The 20,108-nt window shown below is 42.3% G+C and carries 19 protein-coding genes; 15 read left to right on the top strand and 4 right to left on the bottom strand.

Annotated features, from left to right (window positions below):
• Positions 1–113 precede the first annotated feature (113 nt).
• The 9 genes from ACN6NB_RS15515 to ACN6NB_RS15475 all read left to right on the top strand — a co-directional run bounded on the left by ACN6NB_RS15515 (position 114) and on the right by ACN6NB_RS15475 (position 9,187).
• On the top strand, positions 114–569 hold the full coding sequence (locus ACN6NB_RS15515; RefSeq protein WP_144490077.1) for a DUF6376 family protein: 456 nt from the start codon (positions 114–116) through the stop codon (positions 567–569).
• Between the two features lie 107 nt (positions 570–676).
• The gene (locus ACN6NB_RS15510; RefSeq protein WP_012011272.1) at positions 677–982 is read left to right on the top strand and encodes a metal-sensing transcriptional repressor; all 306 of its coding nucleotides are present in this window, start codon (positions 677–679) and stop codon (positions 980–982) included.
• Between the two features lie 72 nt (positions 983–1,054).
• Positions 1,055–1,261 carry a copper chaperone CopZ gene (gene copZ, locus ACN6NB_RS15505; protein WP_024423475.1) on the top strand — a complete coding sequence of 69 codons (207 nt, stop codon included), beginning with the start codon at positions 1,055–1,057 and terminating at the stop codon, positions 1,259–1,261.
• Positions 1,262–1,341: 80 nt separating this feature from the next.
• Positions 1,342–3,777 (top strand): heavy metal translocating P-type ATPase, encoded by a 2,436-nt coding sequence (locus ACN6NB_RS15500; RefSeq protein ID WP_059377605.1) that lies wholly within the window; start codon positions 1,342–1,344, stop codon positions 3,775–3,777.
• Positions 3,774–3,908, top strand: a complete 135-nt coding sequence (locus ACN6NB_RS15495; RefSeq protein WP_257218418.1) for a hypothetical protein — start codon at positions 3,774–3,776, stop codon at positions 3,906–3,908. The genes ACN6NB_RS15500 and ACN6NB_RS15495 overlap by 4 nt, the downstream gene beginning before the upstream one ends.
• Before the next feature lie 175 nt (positions 3,909–4,083).
• Positions 4,084–5,361 carry a cation:dicarboxylate symporter family transporter gene (locus ACN6NB_RS15490; RefSeq protein WP_039181428.1) on the top strand — a complete coding sequence of 426 codons (1,278 nt, stop codon included), beginning with the start codon at positions 4,084–4,086 and terminating at the stop codon, positions 5,359–5,361.
• Positions 5,362–5,379: 18 nt separating this feature from the next.
• Positions 5,380–6,825, top strand: a complete 1,446-nt coding sequence (gene aspA / locus ACN6NB_RS15485) for an aspartate ammonia-lyase (RefSeq protein WP_039181426.1) — start codon at positions 5,380–5,382, stop codon at positions 6,823–6,825.
• A gap of 116 nt (positions 6,826–6,941) precedes the next feature.
• Positions 6,942–8,258, top strand: coding sequence for a sensor histidine kinase (locus tag ACN6NB_RS15480; RefSeq protein WP_144490081.1), 1,317 nt, complete (start codon positions 6,942–6,944; stop codon positions 8,256–8,258).
• On the top strand, positions 8,255–9,187 hold the full coding sequence (locus ACN6NB_RS15475) for a response regulator (protein ID WP_034280916.1): 933 nt from the start codon (positions 8,255–8,257) through the stop codon (positions 9,185–9,187). The genes ACN6NB_RS15480 and ACN6NB_RS15475 overlap by 4 nt, the downstream gene beginning before the upstream one ends.
• 19 nt (positions 9,188–9,206) lie before the next feature.
• Here the strand turns inward: ACN6NB_RS15475 and ACN6NB_RS15470 are convergent, their stop codons facing one another.
• Positions 9,207–9,812, bottom strand: coding sequence for a TetR/AcrR family transcriptional regulator (locus ACN6NB_RS15470; RefSeq protein ID WP_058838168.1), 606 nt, complete (start codon positions 9,810–9,812; stop codon positions 9,207–9,209).
• Positions 9,813–9,900: 88 nt separating this feature from the next.
• Between ACN6NB_RS15470 and ACN6NB_RS15465 the strand changes: the two genes are divergently transcribed.
• Positions 9,901–10,449 (top strand): hypothetical protein, encoded by a 549-nt coding sequence (locus ACN6NB_RS15465; RefSeq protein ID WP_039181417.1) that lies wholly within the window; start codon positions 9,901–9,903, stop codon positions 10,447–10,449.
• Between the two features lie 37 nt (positions 10,450–10,486).
• Here the strand turns inward: ACN6NB_RS15465 and ACN6NB_RS15460 are convergent, their stop codons facing one another.
• Genes ACN6NB_RS15460 through ACN6NB_RS15450 form a run of 3 tightly spaced genes read right to left on the bottom strand, consistent with a single transcriptional unit; the run spans position 10,487 to position 13,054 of the window.
• Positions 10,487–11,425 carry a metal ABC transporter substrate-binding protein gene (locus ACN6NB_RS15460; protein ID WP_039181414.1) on the bottom strand — a complete coding sequence of 313 codons (939 nt, stop codon included), beginning with the start codon at positions 11,423–11,425 and terminating at the stop codon, positions 10,487–10,489.
• 13 nt (positions 11,426–11,438) lie between these two features.
• A complete protein-coding gene (locus tag ACN6NB_RS15455) occupies positions 11,439–12,311 on the bottom strand; it encodes a metal ABC transporter permease (protein WP_058838167.1) in 873 nt (290 codons plus the stop codon).
• Positions 12,311–13,054, bottom strand: coding sequence for a metal ABC transporter ATP-binding protein (locus ACN6NB_RS15450; protein ID WP_058838166.1), 744 nt, complete (start codon positions 13,052–13,054; stop codon positions 12,311–12,313). The genes ACN6NB_RS15455 and ACN6NB_RS15450 overlap by 1 nt, the downstream gene beginning before the upstream one ends.
• A gap of 413 nt (positions 13,055–13,467) precedes the next feature.
• Between ACN6NB_RS15450 and ACN6NB_RS15445 the strand changes: the two genes are divergently transcribed.
• The 5 genes from ACN6NB_RS15445 (at position 13,468) to ACN6NB_RS15425 (ending at position 20,092) form a co-directional block, all read left to right on the top strand.
• Positions 13,468–15,567: a heavy metal translocating P-type ATPase gene (locus ACN6NB_RS15445; RefSeq protein WP_058838165.1), complete on the top strand. Its 2,100-nt coding sequence runs from the start codon at positions 13,468–13,470 to the stop codon at positions 15,565–15,567.
• 141 nt (positions 15,568–15,708) lie between these two features.
• The gene (locus ACN6NB_RS15440; protein WP_058838164.1) at positions 15,709–16,395 is read left to right on the top strand and encodes a DsbA family protein; all 687 of its coding nucleotides are present in this window, start codon (positions 15,709–15,711) and stop codon (positions 16,393–16,395) included.
• A complete protein-coding gene (locus tag ACN6NB_RS15435) occupies positions 16,392–16,805 on the top strand; it encodes a disulfide oxidoreductase (protein WP_047202387.1) in 414 nt (137 codons plus the stop codon). Before ACN6NB_RS15440 ends, ACN6NB_RS15435 begins: the two co-directional genes overlap by 4 nt.
• Before the next feature lie 347 nt (positions 16,806–17,152).
• Positions 17,153–17,764 carry a trimeric intracellular cation channel family protein gene (locus tag ACN6NB_RS15430; protein ID WP_058838163.1) on the top strand — a complete coding sequence of 204 codons (612 nt, stop codon included), beginning with the start codon at positions 17,153–17,155 and terminating at the stop codon, positions 17,762–17,764.
• Between the two features lie 312 nt (positions 17,765–18,076).
• Positions 18,077–20,092, top strand: a complete 2,016-nt coding sequence (locus ACN6NB_RS15425) for a Na+/H+ antiporter (RefSeq protein WP_058838162.1) — start codon at positions 18,077–18,079, stop codon at positions 20,090–20,092.
• Positions 20,093–20,108: the final 16 nt, after the last annotated feature.

Here is a 20,108-nt window from a genome sequence, read left to right as displayed (position 1 = left end):
TCACACATGAGGCAAAGGTCTGGCTATTTTTAAGGTCTTTTTGCATCTGTGTGATATAGAGGGAAGCGGAACAAATGATGCTTTTAATCCTACAGATGAAAGGATGATCGATCTTGAAAAAATATGTGATGGCTTTCCTATTTTCCGGAACGCTTGTATTAAGCGGGTGCTCCGGCTTGCTTGATCAAGTCAACGATACAACGACATATGTCACTGAGGCAAATGACTATGTGACAGACATTCAGCAATTTATAGAGGACTTTCCAAAACTCGCTGAAGAAGCTGTGCAAAATGCCGCCAAAAAAGCAGAATTAACGCAGCAGCTTGAATCATTGAAGGCAGATATTCAAGATTTTAATGAAGTCACAGCGCCAAAAATAGCAGAAGACCTGCATGCACAAATCATTGAAAAAAATAAAGTGCTGTCAGAGGAAATCCAAACGTATTTACAGCAATTGAAAGCAGGCGATATTGATGCTGCCTCCATACTGGAGGATCAGCAGGGATTGATGAAACAGCTTCAACAATCCGTCAATCTTTTGCAGGATATCGAACAATTAACAAATTAGGACAAACATAGCTTTATATGCGATGCTCAGCATATCTTTGCCTTTTCCGGTGGAGATATGCTTTAATTTAGGTAATGAAAAGTCATAATAGAAAAAGGTGATCACACATGACAGAACATGAAGAACGACATATGGCTTCGCCAAGAGCCGAGAAGGAAAAAGACCAATTGATCAATCGCTTGAAACGAGTGGAAGGACAAGTTCGCGGGATTCAGCAAATGATTGAAAACGATCGTTACTGTATAGATGTTGTGAATCAAATTTCCGCAGTCAATGCGGCTTTGAAAAAAGTCAGTCTGCATTTGATGGAAAAGCATACACATCATTGCGTAGCAGATGCTATCAAGAGCGGCAATGGGGATGAAGCCATTGAAGAGTTAATGACGGTCTTTACGAAACTGACAAAATCGTAGCATTTATGTTTACATTGATACCCTACTAGGGTATAGTAAGTTATAGAAAATGATTGATGGAGGCGATGAGAAGTGGAACAAGCAACACTTCAAGTGCAGGGCATGTCTTGCGGACATTGCGTGAAAGCAGTCGAAGGAAATGTAGGAGAATTAGCAGGTGTGGAATCTGTGAAAGTCCATTTAGACAAAGGACAGGTGGAGGTTTCATTTCACCCGGATCAAGTCACATTACACCGTATCTCTGATGTGATTGAAGAACAGGGATATGATGTCGTATAAATGAACATACGTGCTGCATGACAGCACGTCTTTTTTTCAAAATATAATACCCCCATGGAGTATGTGGAGAGGTGAGATCAATGAAAAAGGAAATTGACTTTCAAATTACGGGGATGACCTGTGCTGCCTGTGCAGGCCGCATCGAAAAGGGATTGAACAGGCTGGAAGGTGTGGAGGATGCCAGTGTGAATTTGGCGCTTGAAACTTCCCATATCATCTACGAATCAGAGCAGTTAACACCAGATGATTTGAAGCGAAAAGTCCAATCTCTTGGTTACGATGTGGTGATAGAGAAAGCAGAATTTGATATAGAGGGAATGACTTGTGCGGCTTGTGCAAACCGAATCGAGAAAAAAATTAACCGAATGGACGGTGTCGATCACGGGTCTGTAAACTTTGCGCTAGAGACACTTCAGGTCACATATCATCCGGGCCAAACGTCTACAAATGATATAAAAGATGCAGTGCAGTCTATAGGGTATTCTTTAATTGAACCAGACGTAGATCAAGCAGAGGGAGGAAAAAAAGATCACCGCCAAGCAGCAATAGAGAAGCAGACGGCACGCTTTTTATTCTCAATGATTTTGTCACTGCCGCTTCTTTGGGCAATGGTCAGCCATTTTTCTTTCACATCCTTTATATGGCTGCCTGAAGCGTTCATGAATCCATGGGTTCAGCTGGCGTTAGCAGCGCCTGTGCAGTTTATTGTCGGCTGGCCATTTTATGTAGGCGCGTATAAGGCTTTAAGAAATAAAAGCGCCAATATGGATGTTCTTGTCGCACTTGGGACATCTGCCGCGTTTTTCTATAGTTTATATGAAAGCATCGAGTCAGCGATTCGAGGCACACATGAGGCAGCCCTCTATTATGAAACAAGTGCTGTCCTCATTACATTGATCGTGCTCGGAAAATTAATGGAAGCAAGAGCAAAAGGAAGATCATCAGAAGCGATTCAAAAGCTGATGGGCTTACAAGCGAAAGAAGCGGTTATCGAACGAGATGGCAAACAGATGACTGTGCCTATTTCTGACGTGAAAGTGAATGATCTTGTGTTTGTCAAACCGGGTGAAAAAGTGCCGGTAGATGGAGAGATCATAGAGGGGACAACCGCAATAGATGAGTCCATGATTACAGGAGAAAGCCTGCCTGTTGATAAAACAGCAGGAGATATGGTCATCGGAGCAACGATCAATAAAAATGGATTCATCAAAATAAAAGCGACAAAAGTCGGAAAAGAGACGGCGCTTTCCCAGATTATCCGAGTCGTAGAACAAGCGCAGGGCTCAAAAGCACCGATTCAAAGAATGGCAGATCAAATATCAGGGATATTTGTGCCCATCGTTGTAGGAATTGCTGTGCTCACATTCCTCATATGGTTTTTCTTTGTCGACCCTGGGAATGTGACGTCAGCACTTGAAACCTTTATAGCCGTCATTGTTATCGCATGTCCATGTGCGCTCGGACTTGCTACACCTACCTCTATTATGGCTGGCAGCGGCCGTGCGGCTGAATCAGGCATTCTGTTTAAAGGCGGAGAGCATTTAGAAGTGACTCAATCACTCGACACGGTGGTGTTAGATAAAACAGGAACTGTGACAAAAGGGGAGCCGAGTCTGACAGATGTGTTGGCATACGCGAATTGGACAGAAGATGCGGTGCTGCAACTAGCAGGATCGGCAGAACAGCAGTCGGAACACCCGCTTGCCCGAGCGATCACAGATGGAATGAAGGAACAAGGTCTTGAAGCAGTCGGAGTTGAAGCCTTCCAAGCAGATCCAGGTCATGGAATTGAAGCAAATGCCGCAGGACACAAGCTTTTAATTGGAACGCGTAAGCTATTACAGAAACATCATATCCCATATGATCAAGTCGAATCATCCGTCACAACGCTGGAGGAGCAAGGAAAAACGGCTATGCTTGTCGCGATTGACGGCGAAGTCGCTGGCATTGTCGCGGTCGCAGATACGATCAAATCATCCTCTCATCAAGCCATCGCTCGTCTGAAAGAGCAGGGGATTCACGTTGTGATGATGACAGGTGATAATAAACTAACAGCAGAGGCGATTGCGAAACAGGCAGGCATTGATCATGTCATTGCTGAAGTGCTGCCTGAAGAAAAAGCGGCTCATATTGCAGCGCTTCAGAAACAAGGAAAAAAAGTCGCCATGGTCGGAGACGGTATCAATGATGCCCCAGCTCTTGCAACAGCGAATATTGGGATGGCTGTGGGAACAGGGACAGACGTTGCCATGGAAGCAGCAGATATTACGCTCATGACAGGAGATCTCCATGCGATTGCAGATGCGCTGGAATTTAGTCAAAAAACAATGAGAAACATTAAGCAAAATTTATTTTGGGCGCTTGCCTATAACTGTATTGGGATACCGATCGCTGCATTTGGTTTCCTTGCGCCATGGCTTGCAGGAGCGGCAATGGCTTTTAGCTCCGTGTCCGTTGTGCTGAATGCGCTCAGATTGCAGCGATTGAAGCCAGTCAGAGAAGGAGTGGCAGAATGAAGATGAATGTCAAATGGGTTTGGACGATTAGTGCATTGTTCTACGTTGTTCTTGTCCTCATTGGATATGCGATGTACGATAGATTTTCTACACAACAAGATACACCAAGTGAACAAATGCAAAATCATTAAGACTTCGCCAAAAGCGAAGTCTTTTTTTAACAATATTGTGGAAAAACCCACCTTTTTAAAGATTTTTCATAAAAAATTCACTTCTTTTTGTTCCTTTTTGTCGTTTTTTGTAGGTTCGTCGTTAAGATGCGATTAAGCAACAAAGAAAGCGTTATCAAAAAAAGGGGGTTCACGTATGAAAAAGTTAGGGTTAGCTTCTCAAATACTCATTGCACTTGTTCTGGGTGTTGTCGTGGGAGCGCTGTTTTATCAAAATGAAACCGTTATTAATGTGTTAACGCCGATTGGCGATATATTCATCCATTTAATTAAAATGATCGTTCTTCCAATTGTTATTGCTGCATTGATTGTAGCAGTTGCAGGTGTAGGCGATATGAAAACGATCGGAAGACTCGGCGGAAAAACAATTCTTTACTTCGAGATTGTGACAACGATTGCATTAGCAGTTGGACTGCTTGCAGCAAACGTCTTCCATCCTGGTACAGGAATTGATATGAGCAACATGGAGAAAGGCGATATCTCTAAATATGAAGAGACATCTAAGGCTTCTTCTGAAAAAGCGACTTTCTCTGAAACGTTGGTTCATCTTGTACCAACAAACGTTTTCCAATCTATTGCAGAAGGTGATCTATTACCAACCATCTTCTTTACAGTCTTATTCGGATTAGGAATTGCCGCAGTAGGAGATAAAGGAAAACCAGTATTAGGATTCTTTGAGGGTATACTCGAAGCCATGTTCTGGGTGACCAATAAAGTGATGAAGTTTGCACCATTTGGTGTATTCGCGCTCATCAGTGTGACGGTGATCAAATTCGGGGTCGGAGCGCTTCTCCCGCTAGGTAAACTGGTACTTGTCGTTTACGGTACAATGGCATTCTTCGTCATTGTTGTACTTGGCATTATTGCTAAAATGGCTGGAACAAGCGTCTTTACACTATTTAGAGTATTAAAAGAAGAAATCATTCTTGCATTCTCAACAGCAAGTTCAGAAGCTGTACTGCCTAGATTAATGGACAAAATGGAGAAGTTCGGCTGCCCGAAAGCGATCACGTCGTTCGTTATTCCAACAGGCTATACCTTTAACCTAGATGGAAGTGCCATCTATCAATCCATTGCTGCGATATTTGTTGCACAAATGTACGGCATGCCGCTTTCCATCTATGAGCAAATTACGTTACTATTAATTTTAATGCTGACATCTAAAGGAATGGCTGGTGTACCAGGTGCATCGATCGTTGTTGTCATCACAACTCTTGGTGCTATGGGACTGCCGCTTGAAGGACTTGCCTTCATCGTTGGGATCGACCGACTTCTTGACATGGTTCGTACAACAGTGAACGTATTTGGTAACTCACTTGCAGCCATTGTCATGTCTAAGTGGGAAAAAGTATTTGATCAAGAGAAATCGAAGAAGTATATTGAGGAATTGAAACAACAAACAAAAGCAGCGTAAAAAAGGAGATCTTTTCAAATGACGAAGCTACAGGACAAGCAAGTTCGAATCGAACGAGACTTTCTAGGTGAAAAGGAAGTAGACACTCAAGCATATTATGGAATTCAAACATTACGTGCAGTGGAGAACTTTCCAATTACAGGCTACCGTATTCATGAGGAACTCATCAAAGCATTAGGGATTGTCAAAAAGGCAGCCGCACTTGCAAATATGGATACACAGCGACTATATTCTGGCCTTGGAGAAAAAATTGTTGAAGCGGCAGATGAGGTCATCGAAGGAAAATGGAACAATCAATTTATTGTCGATCCAATTCAAGGCGGGGCTGGCACTTCAATGAATATGAATGCCAATGAAGTCATTGCAAACAGAGCGCTTGAACTACTAGGAAAGGAAAAAGGCGCTTATACTGAGCTAAGTCCAAACACGCATGTGAATATGTCGCAGTCAACAAACGACGTTTTCCCAACAGCGATTCATATTTCAACATTGAATATGATTGAAAAACTACTTTATACGATGGAAAACATGCATCAAGTCATGACTGAAAAAGCGCAGGAATTCGATCATGTCATCAAAATGGGACGTACGCATCTTCAGGACGCTGTTCCAATCAGACTTGGACAAGAGTTTAGTGCGTATGCAAAAGTTCTTGCTCGTGATATTAAACGTATCAAGCAGTCTAGACAGCATTTATATGAAGTCAATATGGGTGCAACAGCAGTCGGAACTGGATTGAATGCAGATCCTAAATATATTCGCCAAGTGGTTGGCTATCTATCTGACATTAGCGGATTACCGTTAGTTGGTGCTGAAGATTTAGTCGATGCAACGCAAAATACAGATGCTTATACAGAAGTATCTGCTGCGCTTAAAGTATGTATGATGAACATGTCTAAAATGGCGAACGATATTCGTCTGATGGCTTCTGGTCCAAGAGCAGGCTTTGGTGAGCTTCACTTGCCGCCGAGACAGCCAGGTTCATCTATCATGCCAGGGAAAGTTAACCCAGTTATGCCTGAGGTCATGAACCAAGTGGCATTCCAAGTCATTGGGAACGATCACACAATCTGTCTTGCATCAGAGGCTGGCCAGCTTGAACTGAACGTGATGGAACCAGTGTTGGTGTTCAACCTGCTTCAATCTCTCAGCATGATGAAAAATGTATTCGAGTCCTTCGTGGACAACTGCTTGCGTGACCTAAAAGCAGATGAATCTAGATTAAAAGAATATGTAGAAAAGAGTGCCGGTGTCATGACGGCGGTGAACCCGCACATTGGTTATGAAGCGGCTGCACGAATTGCAAGAGAAGCCATCCTTACAGGCGCATCTGTACGTGAGCTTTGTCTGCAAAATGATGTGTTAACAGAGGAAGAGCTTGATGTCATCTTAAATCCTTTTGAAATGACAAAACCAGGTATTGCTGGCGCATCACTTTTAGAAAAAGATCGTTTAGAAGATTAAGCGGCATCATGAGAAGCGCACACCGGCAAAGTTCCGGTGTGCGCTTTTTCATGGAGGTTTGTTTTTCTTTAGCTCACATAGTATACTATCGTCAATTATTAGGGATGTGACTGCGTTTGAATCTACTGAAAAAATGGCTGAATACAGAGCCTTATTTAATTGTGCTGCTCATTGTACTGACGCCGATTGGCGGAGAATTTAAATTTTATCCATTTGAGGACAGCTTTCGGGTCAGCTTTGGAACCGTTGTCTTTTTCTTTATCCTGCTTCAAATGAAAAGATTTCCTGCATGGGCAAGCGGCATCATCGCTGGGATATCTGTTTTTGCGTTTCGCGTGCTGCTTGATACAGCCGTGACAGGGCATCTTCCGCTGGAAGAGGCGGTTTCATTAAGATTTCCTTCCCTGCTTTATTATGTCGTCTATGGCACACTCTTTTATTTATTGAAGGTCAGACGTTTCCGCGACCGGCCTTGGCTGATTGGAGCAACAGGCATCATCATGGAGCTGTGCGCAAGCGTTGTTGAGATCATTGCACTTCGAGGCACCATGGATGAAATTTTAACGGGGCGGACGCTGTTTCAATTATTTGTTTTGGCGATTTTCAGAAGCTTTTTCGTGTTAGCTTGTTATACAATGATTCGCTTATATGAAGAGCAGGCGAGAGAGCGTCAGATGAAAAAGGAAAAGGAACATCTGCTGATGCTCCTGTCCAACCTTTACACGGAATCTACATATTTTCATAAAACACTCGCACATGCTGAGCACATTACGGCTACATCCTATCAATTGTATCAATCTCTTCACCATGCAAAGGACGCGGAATCATTGGATTTGAAAAAGCTCGGTAAAACCGCCTTGCAAATTGCAGGAGAGGTGCATGAAATCAAAAAGGATAACCAGCGGATTTTTTCTGCCTTATCAAAGCTGATTCATGAGGAAAATTTCCAGGCTTATGAGAGTCCTTCTCATATCGCTGGGCTTGTCATTCGCATTCATGAAAATTATGCTGAAGCTCTTAAAAAAAACATCGTCTTTCATTATGATGAAGATGGGCAGCACCCCGCCTATCACGTGTATACCATTCTATCTTTGTTAAATAACATCGTATCCAACGCTGTTGAAGCCATTCCTGTAGAAGGAGAGGTGTCACTTTCTATTTCACAGAAAGAAAACCAGGTGATTTTTCAAATCAGCGACAACGGGCCTGGCATTAAAGAACGAAATCATCATGTTATTTTTAAACCAGGCTTCACTTTAAAATACGACCAGGTTGGGAATCCATCGAGCGGTATCGGGCTTGCGTATGTAAAGGATACAGCGGAGAAGCTTGGTGGGAGTGTTGAGATGAAGAGTATCCCAAATAAACAAACGATTTTCACATTAACGATACCAGTAGATCAAGTCAGTAGAAAAGAGGGGATTGGGAGATGAGATTTTTTATTGTTGATGATGATGAAGCCGTTCGTTCTTCACTGGCTCAGCTCATTGAAGATGAAGAGCTTGGTATTGTGGCCGGAGAAGCAGAGGATGGCGCAGAGTTAACAGCCAGCTACTTAAATGATTTGCACATTGATATTTTATGTATTGATCTATTGATGCCGGAAAGAGACGGGCTTGAAACGATTCGAGCAATCAAGGATGAGTTTCACGGGAAATATTTAATGCTGTCACAGGTTGAAACAAAGGAATTAATCGGACAGGCGTATACACTTGGCGTTGAGTATTATGTGACAAAGCCGATCAATCGTGTAGAGGTCTTAAGCGTTCTCCATCTCATGATTGAACGCCTTCATTTAGAGCATTCAATTGAAAATATTCAGCACTCACTTAAATCGGTCATGCAATTTCAGCAGCGCGGTCAGACGAAAACGAAGCAGCGGGGGAAAAGTCTTGCAGAGGCAGGGCAGTTTTTGCTGGCGGAGCTTGGTATTGTTGGTGAGAAGGGGTCTAAAGATTTATTAGATATGATCCTGTTTACAGACCAGTATTTAGCGCTGCATGCTGATCATCATGATTCCTTTCCTTCTTTAAAGATCATTTTCACTGGGATTACGGAGGATAAATTAAGTGAGCCCTACACATCGGCAGACATCGCAAGAGAAGCAAAGGCAGCCGAGCAGCGGGTAAGACGTGCGATCAACCAATCATTGAAACATATCGCATCACTTGGGCTAACCGACTTTTCCCATCCAACATTTGAAAATTACGCATCAAAATTTTTCGATTTCACCATCGTGCGAAAGAAAATGAGTGAATTGACGAAAGAGATGAGCGGAAGAGAAGAACACACCCGTATCAATGTGAAGAAATTTGTGCAGGTGCTTTACTACGAAGCAAAACGTATTTTTATGGAAGATTAAAAAAAGACATGCTCTCCAATTAGGGAGACATGTCTTTTTTTGTGATGGATTGCAGGTGCATTTGCAGCACGGAGCGTATGAGCTGAGGCGGTAACCGATGAGGCTGTACAATTCCATTCAATGCAAGCCCATTAATGACCGCATAAAGCCGCTCAGTTTCTAATAAAAGATCGATATCATCTAGCAGCAGCCCATCCTCTTTCAATTTCATTAAACAATATTGGGCGGTTTGGAAAAGTTCGTCATACATCTTTGCATTGAGCGGCTGTAGATCTGGTTCAGTCAGTGCCTTGACGGAAAAAGCCTGCCACACCTCCATTTCAAATTTTCGTTCTTCATCAAGTGGAAGAACCTGCTCCAATAAATTGATGACATTTTCCTCCGTTGAACCGTTTAATGGAAGCCCTGTAATCCGCTCCTTGACTCTTTCCTGAATTAAATTCATGGAGAATAGAAACAACTCTTGCTGTGTGGAAAAATAATGACGCATAGAGCCGGCTGAAATTCCAGCTTCTACTGCTATTTTTCGTACAGAAGCGCTTTCCAAACCTTCTTGTTTAATCACTCTCATTGCAGCTTGAGCGACCTTTTGTTTTTGTTTATGGTGATCAACGATTTTTGGCATACATTGATTTTAGCATAGCTGTTGTTTTTTTAACACATCTGTGTTATTTTTTATTTAATACAATTGTGTTAAAAAGGATGTGGGGAAATTGGTCGGGTTACTGATTGTGGCATGTGAAATTGGTTTTTGGCTGTTTATTTTAATGGGTTTAACGCTTCGTTATGTGTTTAAACAGAAAAAGTGGGGTGCTTTCTTTCTTGTCTGTACGCCGGTTTTAGATCTCATCCTTCTTGCGGCTACTTATATAGATTTAAGACAGGGGGCTGTGGCGACTGTCATCCACGGGCTTGCGGCTGTTTATATTGGTGTGAGTCTGGCCTTTGGACATCAAATGGTGAAATGGGCAGATGCTAAGTTTGCTTATCGTTTTGCAGGTGGCCCTAAGCCAAAGGGAAAACCAAAGTACGGTAAAGAGCGGTCTATGTATGAAATGGTCGGCTGGGCTCGGCATGTCATTTCTTATGTCATCGGAGCGGGGCTGTTATATGGTTTGACCTATCTCATCCAAGCACCAGAGCGGACGGAAGCGCTGATGCAGCTTGTCAATACATGGGGAATGATCCTAGCCATTGATTTTGTCATTAGCATCAGCTACGTCATTTGGCCGAAAAAACATCCGGAAAATATAGCAGGCTGACAAATAAGACAGGCGGATTCACTCCACCTGTCTTTCCTTATGATGACAACCCTTTGTAAATGGTGTCAATATTCCATTTCATCATCTTATAGTAGCTGTCTCCATCTTCACCTTTTTTTCCAATAGAGTCAGTGAAGACTTTTCCTTTGATTGGAACCCCGGTTTCCTCAGAGAGGCTTTCAAGGCTTCGTTTATCAACGCTTGTTTCAAGAAAGAGAGCAGGAACTTGATGATCTTTGACAAAATGAATGATGCGCTTCATTTGTCCTGGTGTTCCTTCACTTTCTGTGTTGATCTCCCAAATGTAGCCGGCTTTCAGTCCATACGCCTCTGCAAAATACTTGAATGCTCCTTCACTTGTGACTAGGAGCTTTTTGTCTTTTGGCAGCTGATCAAACTTGTCTTTTGCTTCATCGTGAAGCGCTTGAAGCTTTTTGATATAGGCTTCTGCATTTTTTTCGTAATCCTCTTTATGCTCAGGGTCCGCTTGAATAAGCGCATCTCGGGCATTTTGGGCATAAAGGATCCCATTTTCAACATTCAGCCATGCGTGGGGGTCCTGCTGGCTTTCGAGCCCTTTTGAAGACAAATGCTTCACTTTGACGCCTTTACTCAGCTCGGCTACAGGTGCATCATCCCCGTCCTTGCCGCTCGATTCAAGCAGCTTTTGAAACCAGCCGTTTCCTGTTTCAAGGTTCAAGCCATTATATAGAACAAGGTCTGCATCCGTCGTATATTGAACATCCTTTGGCAGTGGGTCAAATTCGTGTGGGTCTGTACCAATGGGAACAATGCTGTGAATAGAGACATGCTGCCCGCCTACTTCCTTCACAATGTCATAAAGAATGGAGTAGGTCGTGACAACTTTTAATGTGCCGTCATCTTTACCGGAATTACTTTGCTGGGTCGAACAGCCTGCGATGATCATAAGGGCAATGAATACTGCGGTCAAACGGATTGCAAATACCTTCTTCATATATGTCCTCCTTTTACATAGACGCTTCCTTTTTTAAGTGCGTTCGTTTTCGTTTAGATTTTAATGATCTCCATAGAATGCCTTGCTTTGGTGAAAAGATAAAGGCACTGCCGAATAAAATGGTGGCGACCAGCACGATGGAAGCACCAGACGATAAGTTATACGTAAAGCTAAGCCCTAGGCCTACGACAGCAGATACAGCACCGAAAAAAGCAGATAAATAAATCATGATCCAGAGCCGGTCTGTCAAGAGATAAGCGGTGGCTGCCGGCGTGATCAGCATGGCAACGACAAGAATAATCCCAACGGTTTGCAGTGATGCAACGGTTACAAGGGTCAATAAGGTCATGAGAAAATAATGAATCATACGATTCGGCAAACCGTAAACCGAAGAAATCACCGGATCAAATGAACTAATGAGCAGTTCCTTGTAGAAAACGATGACGGCTAGCAAAATAAAAATGCCGATGCCAAGTGTAATCCACATATCAGCTGATCGAACAGCTAGTACGTTTCCAAATAGAATATGATATAGATCACTCGAACTTTTCAAAAATGTGATCAAAATAATCCCGATTGAGAAAAAGGCTGTAAAGACAATGCCGATGGCTGAATCATTTTTTATGCGGCTGTTTTGACTCACGTAACCGATTCCAATCGCTGTTAACACGCCAGTTAAAACGGCACCGAAGAAAAAGTTAATTCCAAGCATATAAGAAATGGCGACACCTGGCAGTACGGCGTGTGAAATGGCGTCTCCCATCAAGGCCATGCCGCGTAAAATGATAAAGCAGCCGATAACGCCGCAAATGATGCCTACCATAACGGATGTAAATAGCGCTTTTTGTAAAAAAGCATATTCAAAGAGTCCGGTTAAAAATTCCATTACACGTCTCCTCCTGCTGATTTTAAGAATGGCAGCTGTGTTTCATATGCTTCCAGCATGATCTCTGGGCGAAGGATGTCGTGTACAGACCCTGCTTTGATGAGTTTTTTATTTAACAGAACAAGATGGCTGAAATAATCATCTGCCTTACTCAAATCGTGATGGACAACCAAAATGGTTTTTCCTTCATCTCGTAATTCCTTCAAAATGCGCACCATCGTTTCTTCACTTGCCATATCAATCCCGACAAACGGTTCATCCAAACAGAAGAGCTGTGCGTTTTGAGCAAGAGCCCTTGCAAGGAAGACACGCTGCTGCTGCCCGCCGGATAACTCACCGATTTGTCTTTTGGCAAAGTCTTGCATTCCGACTTTTTCTAAACAGTGATACGCATATGCCCGGTCTTCTTTTTTTGGACGTTTCATTAGTCCGAGCTTCGGATATGTTCCAAGTAGTACGGTATCCAGTACATGAATGGGAAACGTCCAATCTAAATCATTTCTCTGCGGTACATAGGCGATCTGTTTTCTCACTTGTTTAAAGGGCTGTTCAAAAAAACGAATATCCCCTTGATCTTTTTCAATTAAATCCAAACATGCCTTGAGTAACGTCGATTTACCAGCACCATTTGGACCGATGATTCCTGTCATTGTCCCTTCCTGTATGGAAAGAGAGACGTTCTCTAATGCATCTTGTCCGTGATATGAGACATGAAGACGGTCGATTGTTAAAGCATTTGACATCTCTTGCGGCCCCTTTCAATCATGATTGCACTTCCTAAAGATATATGCATAAAATAAATAATTTTGACTAAAGGATGAAATGATTCTCTAATGCTAATTTGTTTCCTTAGGGAAACTTTTATTTTATTCTAAGCGTCTGTCCTTCTTTTGTAAAGAGAAAAACTGAAAACGATCGTTTTTATGTTATGCGGGGAGCAGGGGACATGAGCTTGATTTATTGAAAATCCGTATGACAGAATCGGACACAAAAAAACCAATTATTTCTTCATAAATGATTGACAGAAGACAAGAACTCCTCATATAATAAAGGTAATCCAATATATGAATATATGCTCATATATAAAGTTTTTGATTTTTAATAGGTTTAATCGATCCAGGGAACGTTACTTATCATATAGAAAAAAGGTGAGAACATGAAAAAAATGAAGGATGAATACGTATTAAACGGTCTTGATTGTGGAAACTGTGCACGTAAAATTGAAACAGGTGTCAGCAAAATGGATGGCGTTGAAGCTTGTTCCGTTAATTTTGCGACAGGGACATTGACTGTCACACATGCAGATAAGCAAGAAACGATGTCAAAGCGTATTGAAAAAACGGTTCAGTCCATCGAACCTCATGTGAGTGTATCACCAAAAGAAGAAGGCCATCATCACGATCATGATCATGGGACAAAGAATTTAAAAGCGATTGTGCTGAAATTAATTGGCGGTGCAGTCATTGGAACAGCGGCTTATTTCATACCAGAAGATGGCTTACTAAAATTCATCACGTTTTTCGCAGCCTATTTACTAGTCGGCGGTGATGTTGTTTTTAAAGCGCTGAAAAATATCGTGCGCGGCCAAGTATTTGATGAGAACTTCTTAATGACCATTGCAACAGCTGGCGCTTTTGTGATTCAGCAATATCCAGAGGCACTGGCAGTGATGCTGTTTTACCAAATTGGAGAGCTGTTCCAAGGGGCAGCAGTGAATCGTTCAAGACGATCCATTAGTGAATTAATGAATATTCGCCCTGAATATGCGAATCTCAAAGTAGGAAATGAAACGAAAAAAGTGAAGCCGGAAGAAGTAAAAGTCGGTGACCGTATCGTCGTGAAACCAGGCGAAAAAATTCCACTTGATGGCCTCGTCATTGAAGGCTTTTCACTCGTGGATACCTCCGCATTAACAGGGGAGTCTGTGCCGCGGGATGTAGAAGCAGGGAAGGAAGTTCTTGCAGGGTTTGTGAATCAAAACGGGATTCTTGAAATTGAAGTGCAAAAAGGACTTAGCGAATCGGCAGTGACGAAAATTTTAGACTTGGTTGAGAATGCGAGCAGCCGAAAAGCGCAGACAGAAAACTTTATTACAAAGTTTGCAAAATACTACACACCGGCTGTTGTTGTATTGGCATTACTGCTTGCCTTTGTGCCGCCGCTTCTCATTCCATCAGCACAATTGTCTGACTGGGTTTACCGGGCACTCGTTTTCCTTGTTATTTCATGTCCGTGTGCGCTTGTCGTGTCCATCCCATTAGGATTCTTCGGGGGAATTGGGGCAGCTTCTAAACGAGGCATCCTTGTAAAAGGCAGTAACTATTTAGAAGCACTGAACTCTGTGAGCTATGCTGTATTTGATAAGACGGGCACACTCACAAAAGGAAACTTTACGGTGACCAATATCGTGACAGCTAGCGAAAAGTGGTCAGAAGAGGAGCTGCTTTCTTTTGCAGCTTTAGCAGAAGCTCATTCTTCACATCCGATTGCTGAATCAATTAAAGCGGCATATGGTTCTCCGCTTGATGAAAGCCAGATCGAAGCATATGAGGATATTGCAGGACATGGAATTAAAGCGACCATCAGTGGTTCACAAGTCTTGGCGGGAAATCATCGCTTGATGGAACGAGAAGGCATTTCATATGAAAAAGAAAAACGAAGCGGAACGGTTGTGTACATGGCGATTAACGGTGAGTTTGCCGGATCGATCTTGATTGCAGATGAATTAAAGGATGATGCAATTGAAGCTGTCTCCGCTCTAAAAGCGTCTGGCATTCAAACTGTCATGCTGACTGGTGATGCCAAACAAGTCGGAACAGCGGTCGCCCAGCAAATTGGCATAGATGAAGTACATGCAGAATTATTACCGCAGGATAAAGTAACAAAATTAGAAGAAATTGATCAGAAAAAAGCGCCTCAAGAAAAATTATTATTTGTTGGGGATGGCATTAATGATACACCGGTATTAGCCAGAGCAGACATAGGTATTGCGATGGGCGGACTTGGTTCAGATGCAGCGGTAGAAGCGGCTGATATCGTCATTATGACAGACCAACCGTCAAAAGTTGCAGAAGCCATCGCTGTCGCTAAACGAACAAGAAGGATTGTCTGGCAGAACATTGCATTTGCTCTTGGGGTTAAAGGGGTTTTCCTATTACTCGGTGCATTTGGTATTGCGACCATGTGGGAAGCCGTCTTCTCGGATGTCGGTGTGACCGTACTCGCTGTTTTAAATGCCATGAGGGTGATGAAATAAAATTGTAAGGAAAAATTCATGAATACCATCTTTCATAATGAATCCCCTCTTGTTAAAATAGAAGAAGTTGGATAATGGCATTATTCTAAGCTATTATCCTTTTTCTTTTGAAGGAATGAAAAAGATAAGGTAGGTGCTTTTGTGAGTAAAAAAAATAATCAATCTTCATCCATTAAATTTGCTGTTATTTTAACCATTATCGCAGCTCTTCTCATCGGATTATTCGTCGTCATTGGGAACAACAACAGCAAAGAAGCACAAACGGTTGACAGTAAGCCTTCTATTAAAGGACAGCCTGTCATGGGAGATAAAAACGCAGCCGTGCAAATTGTCGAGTTTGGGGATTATAAATGTCCTTCATGTAAATCATTTGAAACAGACATTTTCCCAAAACTGAAAGCGGACTACATAGATAAAGGCGATGTATCATTTTCGTTTATTAACTTGCCACTTCCTGTTCATGGAGATGGCGCTGTATTAGCAGCACTAGCTTCTGAAGAAGTGTGGAAGGAAGATCCGAAAAACTTTTGGGCATTTCATGAAGCTGTCTATCAAGCACAGCCAGATAGTGAAGCAGAATGGGTCACGCCTGCTAAGCTGACGGAGCTAGCGAAAAAGACAACAAAAGTAGATACGGACAAGCTTAAAGATAACCTATCGAAGAAAACATATCAGCCGCAGCTGAACACAGACGATCAGCTTGTGAACCAATATAAAGTGAATGCAACACCAACTCTTTTCATTAACAATAAACAAGTCCAAAACTTTTATGACTATGATGAAATCAAAGAATTAATTGATCAAGAGCTCAAAGGGAAAAAATCATGAAGAATAAGCTTGTTTACTTATACAGTGCTTGGATCGTCTCTATCGTTGCGACGATGAGCAGCCTGTATTTAAGTGAAGTAAAAAAGTTTATCCCATGCGATATGTGCTGGTTTCAGCGCATTTTCATGTACCCGCTTGTGCTTTTACTTGGAATTGCGACATTCAGAGGCGATGTCAAAATAAAATATTATGTCCTGCCTTTGGCTGTGATTGGCGCTTGTTTTTCTATCTATCATTATATGGAACAAAAGATACCTGGCTTTGCATCGATTCGCCCTTGCCTGAGCGGTATTCCTTGTTCTGTTGATTATTTGAACTGGTTTGGTTTTATCACCATTCCACTACTAGCCCTTATTGCATTTATTCTCATCATCATTAGTATGCTGCTGTTAAATGCAAAAGAAGATTGAAGGAGATAGCCTGCTTATAAGCGGGCTATCAGCGTGTAGACAAACCCTCGCATTCGTTGTCAGTCCTGCGCGCTGGTGCTCACGAATGTCAAATTCGCTCCGCTCCAGTACTCGTCCTTCCTAGACTTCAAAGGTTTTCTATCACGCTGAAAAGAAGACAAAGAGCTAAAATAAAGATCATTTTAGCCCTTTGTCAACAATCTGTAGTCTGCTTATAAGCGGGCTATTTTTTATTTTTGCAAAAAGATAAAATTTAAAGAAAATTTGTATTGCTTTTCGCCTGTGTCAGATATACATTAAGGGAGTAGTATTAGATGATTAGATAATGGTAAGGAGATAAGCGGAAAATGGCATGGGAAGTCTTAAGTATCATTGGCATTGTCGCATTCGCCATTAGTGGTGCGATTGTGGCAATGGAGGAAGAGTACGATATTCTTGGTGTGTACATTTTAGGGATTGTGACAGCATTTGGCGGTGGAGCGATTCGGAATCTATTAATTGGTCTTCCGGTGTCTGCTTTATGGTCACAGGGCAAAATGTTTACCATTGCCCTTGTATCTATTACGATTGTGTTTCTTTTTCCAAAGCTTTTGCTTAAGCACTGGAGCACATGGGGAAATTTCTCGGATGCGATCGGTTTAGCAGCGTTTGCGATTCAAGGCGCACTATTTGCTGTGCAAAGAGAACTTCCGCTCAGTGCGGTCATTGTGGCAGCCGTTTTGACTGGAAGCGGCGGCGGAATTGTGCGTGATTTATTAGCAGGACGAAAGCCGCTTGTGCTAAAAGCAGAAATTTACGCCGTATGGGCAGCACTTGGCGGCTTATTCGTCGGACTCGGCTTAGCGCAAGGCGAGCTTGCTTTATATCTGCTGTTTGTCATCCTCGTCGTATGCAGGGTTTGTTCCTACTTATTCAAATGGCGTCTTCCCGCCAGGTCTTATTTTTTAAATAAAGGGTGAAACGAAAAAAGGGCGATTCCGCTCTTTTTTTTTGTTTATTAAGAGCTCAATGTCAGCAGATGTTGGAGTTTTCGTGTAAAATAAAAAAAGGTCTATTGTTCATCATTTGAACAATACATATGATGAAAATTTTGTCAGCAGGCTGAATATCTGGATTCAGCCTTTTTTTGCCTAGATGGATTGTTATGTGTTGGTTTCACTTTTTGCGGAATACTAAAGAAGCACTTCTGATCGGACGGATGGATGAAATGAACACATCTTTGCATGTAAGCAAAACTTGACGAAAAATATACAGAGGAGGGACATGTACTAGTGGAGATTTTTTTGGCAGTGCTCGTACTACTGGCACTCATTGCAGCATCTAATATTATCAATCGTTTTGTCCCCTTTATTCCTGTTCCGTTAATTCAAGTGGGCTTAGGAATATTGGTGGCAGCTTTTCCTTCAGGTTTACATATTTCTTTAAATCCTGAACTCTTCTTCGTTCTATTTATTGCGCCGCTGTTATTTAATGACGGGAAGCGTACCCCAAGGGACGAGCTATGGAAATTAAGAGCACCTATTCTTCTTTTAGCGCTCGGTTTAGTGTTTGCGACTGTCGTTGTAGCGGGATATACCATTCATTGGATGATTCCAAGCATACCGCTTCCAGCCGCATTTGCGCTTGCAGCGATTTTATCACCGACAGATGTGGTGGCAGTAAGTGCTTTATCCAGCCGTGTGAATATGCCAAAGGGCATCATGAGACTGCTGGAAGGCGAAGGGCTGATGAACGATGCATCAGGACTTGTCGCCTTTAAATTTGCCATTGCCGCAACAGTGACGGGAGCCTTTTCAATTGCTCAGGCATCCTTTAGCTTTGTACTCATTGCCGCAGGTGGTTTATTAACTGGATTTATTCTATCCTTCTTTATCATTCGTTTTCGCTATTTTCTCCGCCGTTTAGGAATGGACGATGTCACGATGCATATCATCCTGCAAATCCTTACACCATTTGTGATTTATTTAGCAGCAGAAGAAATTGGTGTATCCGGAATTTTAGCCGTTGTGGCCGGTGGTGTGACGCATGCTATTGAGCAAGATCGAATGGAAGCGAATTTAGCCAAACTGCAAATTGCTTCATCAAACACATGGAATATTATTTTATTTATTTTAAACGGACTTGTTTTCGTCTTACTTGGGTTGCAGATTCCGGATGTTTCTACAGTCATTTTCCAAGATGAATCCTTTAACAACATGCAGGTGATTGGCTACATCTTAATTATTACACTATGTCTCATGGTGCTGCGGTTCTTATGGGTATGGCTGTTCTGGGCAGGAAAATGGAGTGCAACAAAAAAGCAAAATGTGAAAAAGCCGAAGTTTCGCGCCTCGATGCTGATGACATTCTCTGGTGTCCGCGGGGCTGTGACATTAGCCGGTGCCTTCTCTATCCCATTTACGCTTGCGGACGGATCACCATTTCCAGAGCGGCACTTGATTATTTTCCTCGCAGCAGGCGTGATCTTATGTACACTCATTTTAGCTAGTGTGTTACTGCCTCTTTTATCTGAGAAAAAAGACAAGCAGGTCGACGTGGACTTGGATACAAAGATTCAGCATGCAAAACGGAAGCTGCTCAGAAGTGCTATTAAAACGTTAAAAGAAGGGATGAATGAGGACAACAGGGAAGTATCCCTTGCACTCATCAATGATTACCGAATGAAGCTGAGAAATATCCAGCGTGAACCATACCAATTCGGGATGAGAAGACAAGAGAAAAAAATCAGACTGCATGGTATCAAAGCAGAACAGATGAAACTTCAACAATTAATTGATGATGAGAAAATTGACAAGGAAGAAGCTTATGAGCTGCAAGAGAGATTTCATGAGCTGGAAATGCTGTACTCAAACTCATTCAAAATTCGTTTTTCAAAGGTGAAGTTTCTCCGCTTGCTTCAATGGCTGCAATTATGGCGGCCGAATCAGCACATTTCAAACGGTATTTTAGAAAAAGAGGACTCGTATAAACAAATCCGTAAGAAAACGGCTGAGGCTGCGGTAGACTCGATCAAACAGCATATGACAGATGAAAACCAGCAAACGTGCCACCAAGTCATTGGTTTTTACAACCAAGTCATTTTCCGCTGTGAACACGGTCCAAGCTTCTTCCAGCAAAAAGACCGTTCATTTGACCGAAAGAAAAAAGAGCTTAACTTCCAAGCTGTACAGACGATTCGAAATGAAATACAAACCTTATATGAAGATGGTGAGATCAATCGTGATATTGCCCATCATTTAAGAGAGTATATTAATGACATGGAAGCTGTTCTGCTCACCAATACGTGATGTTGTCATCTTCTCC

It is taken from the genome of Bacillus sp. 11B20 (assembly GCF_056098985.1).
The sequence above is the reverse complement of the archived record's forward strand: the minus strand, read 5'-3'. Positions and strand labels throughout refer to the sequence as shown.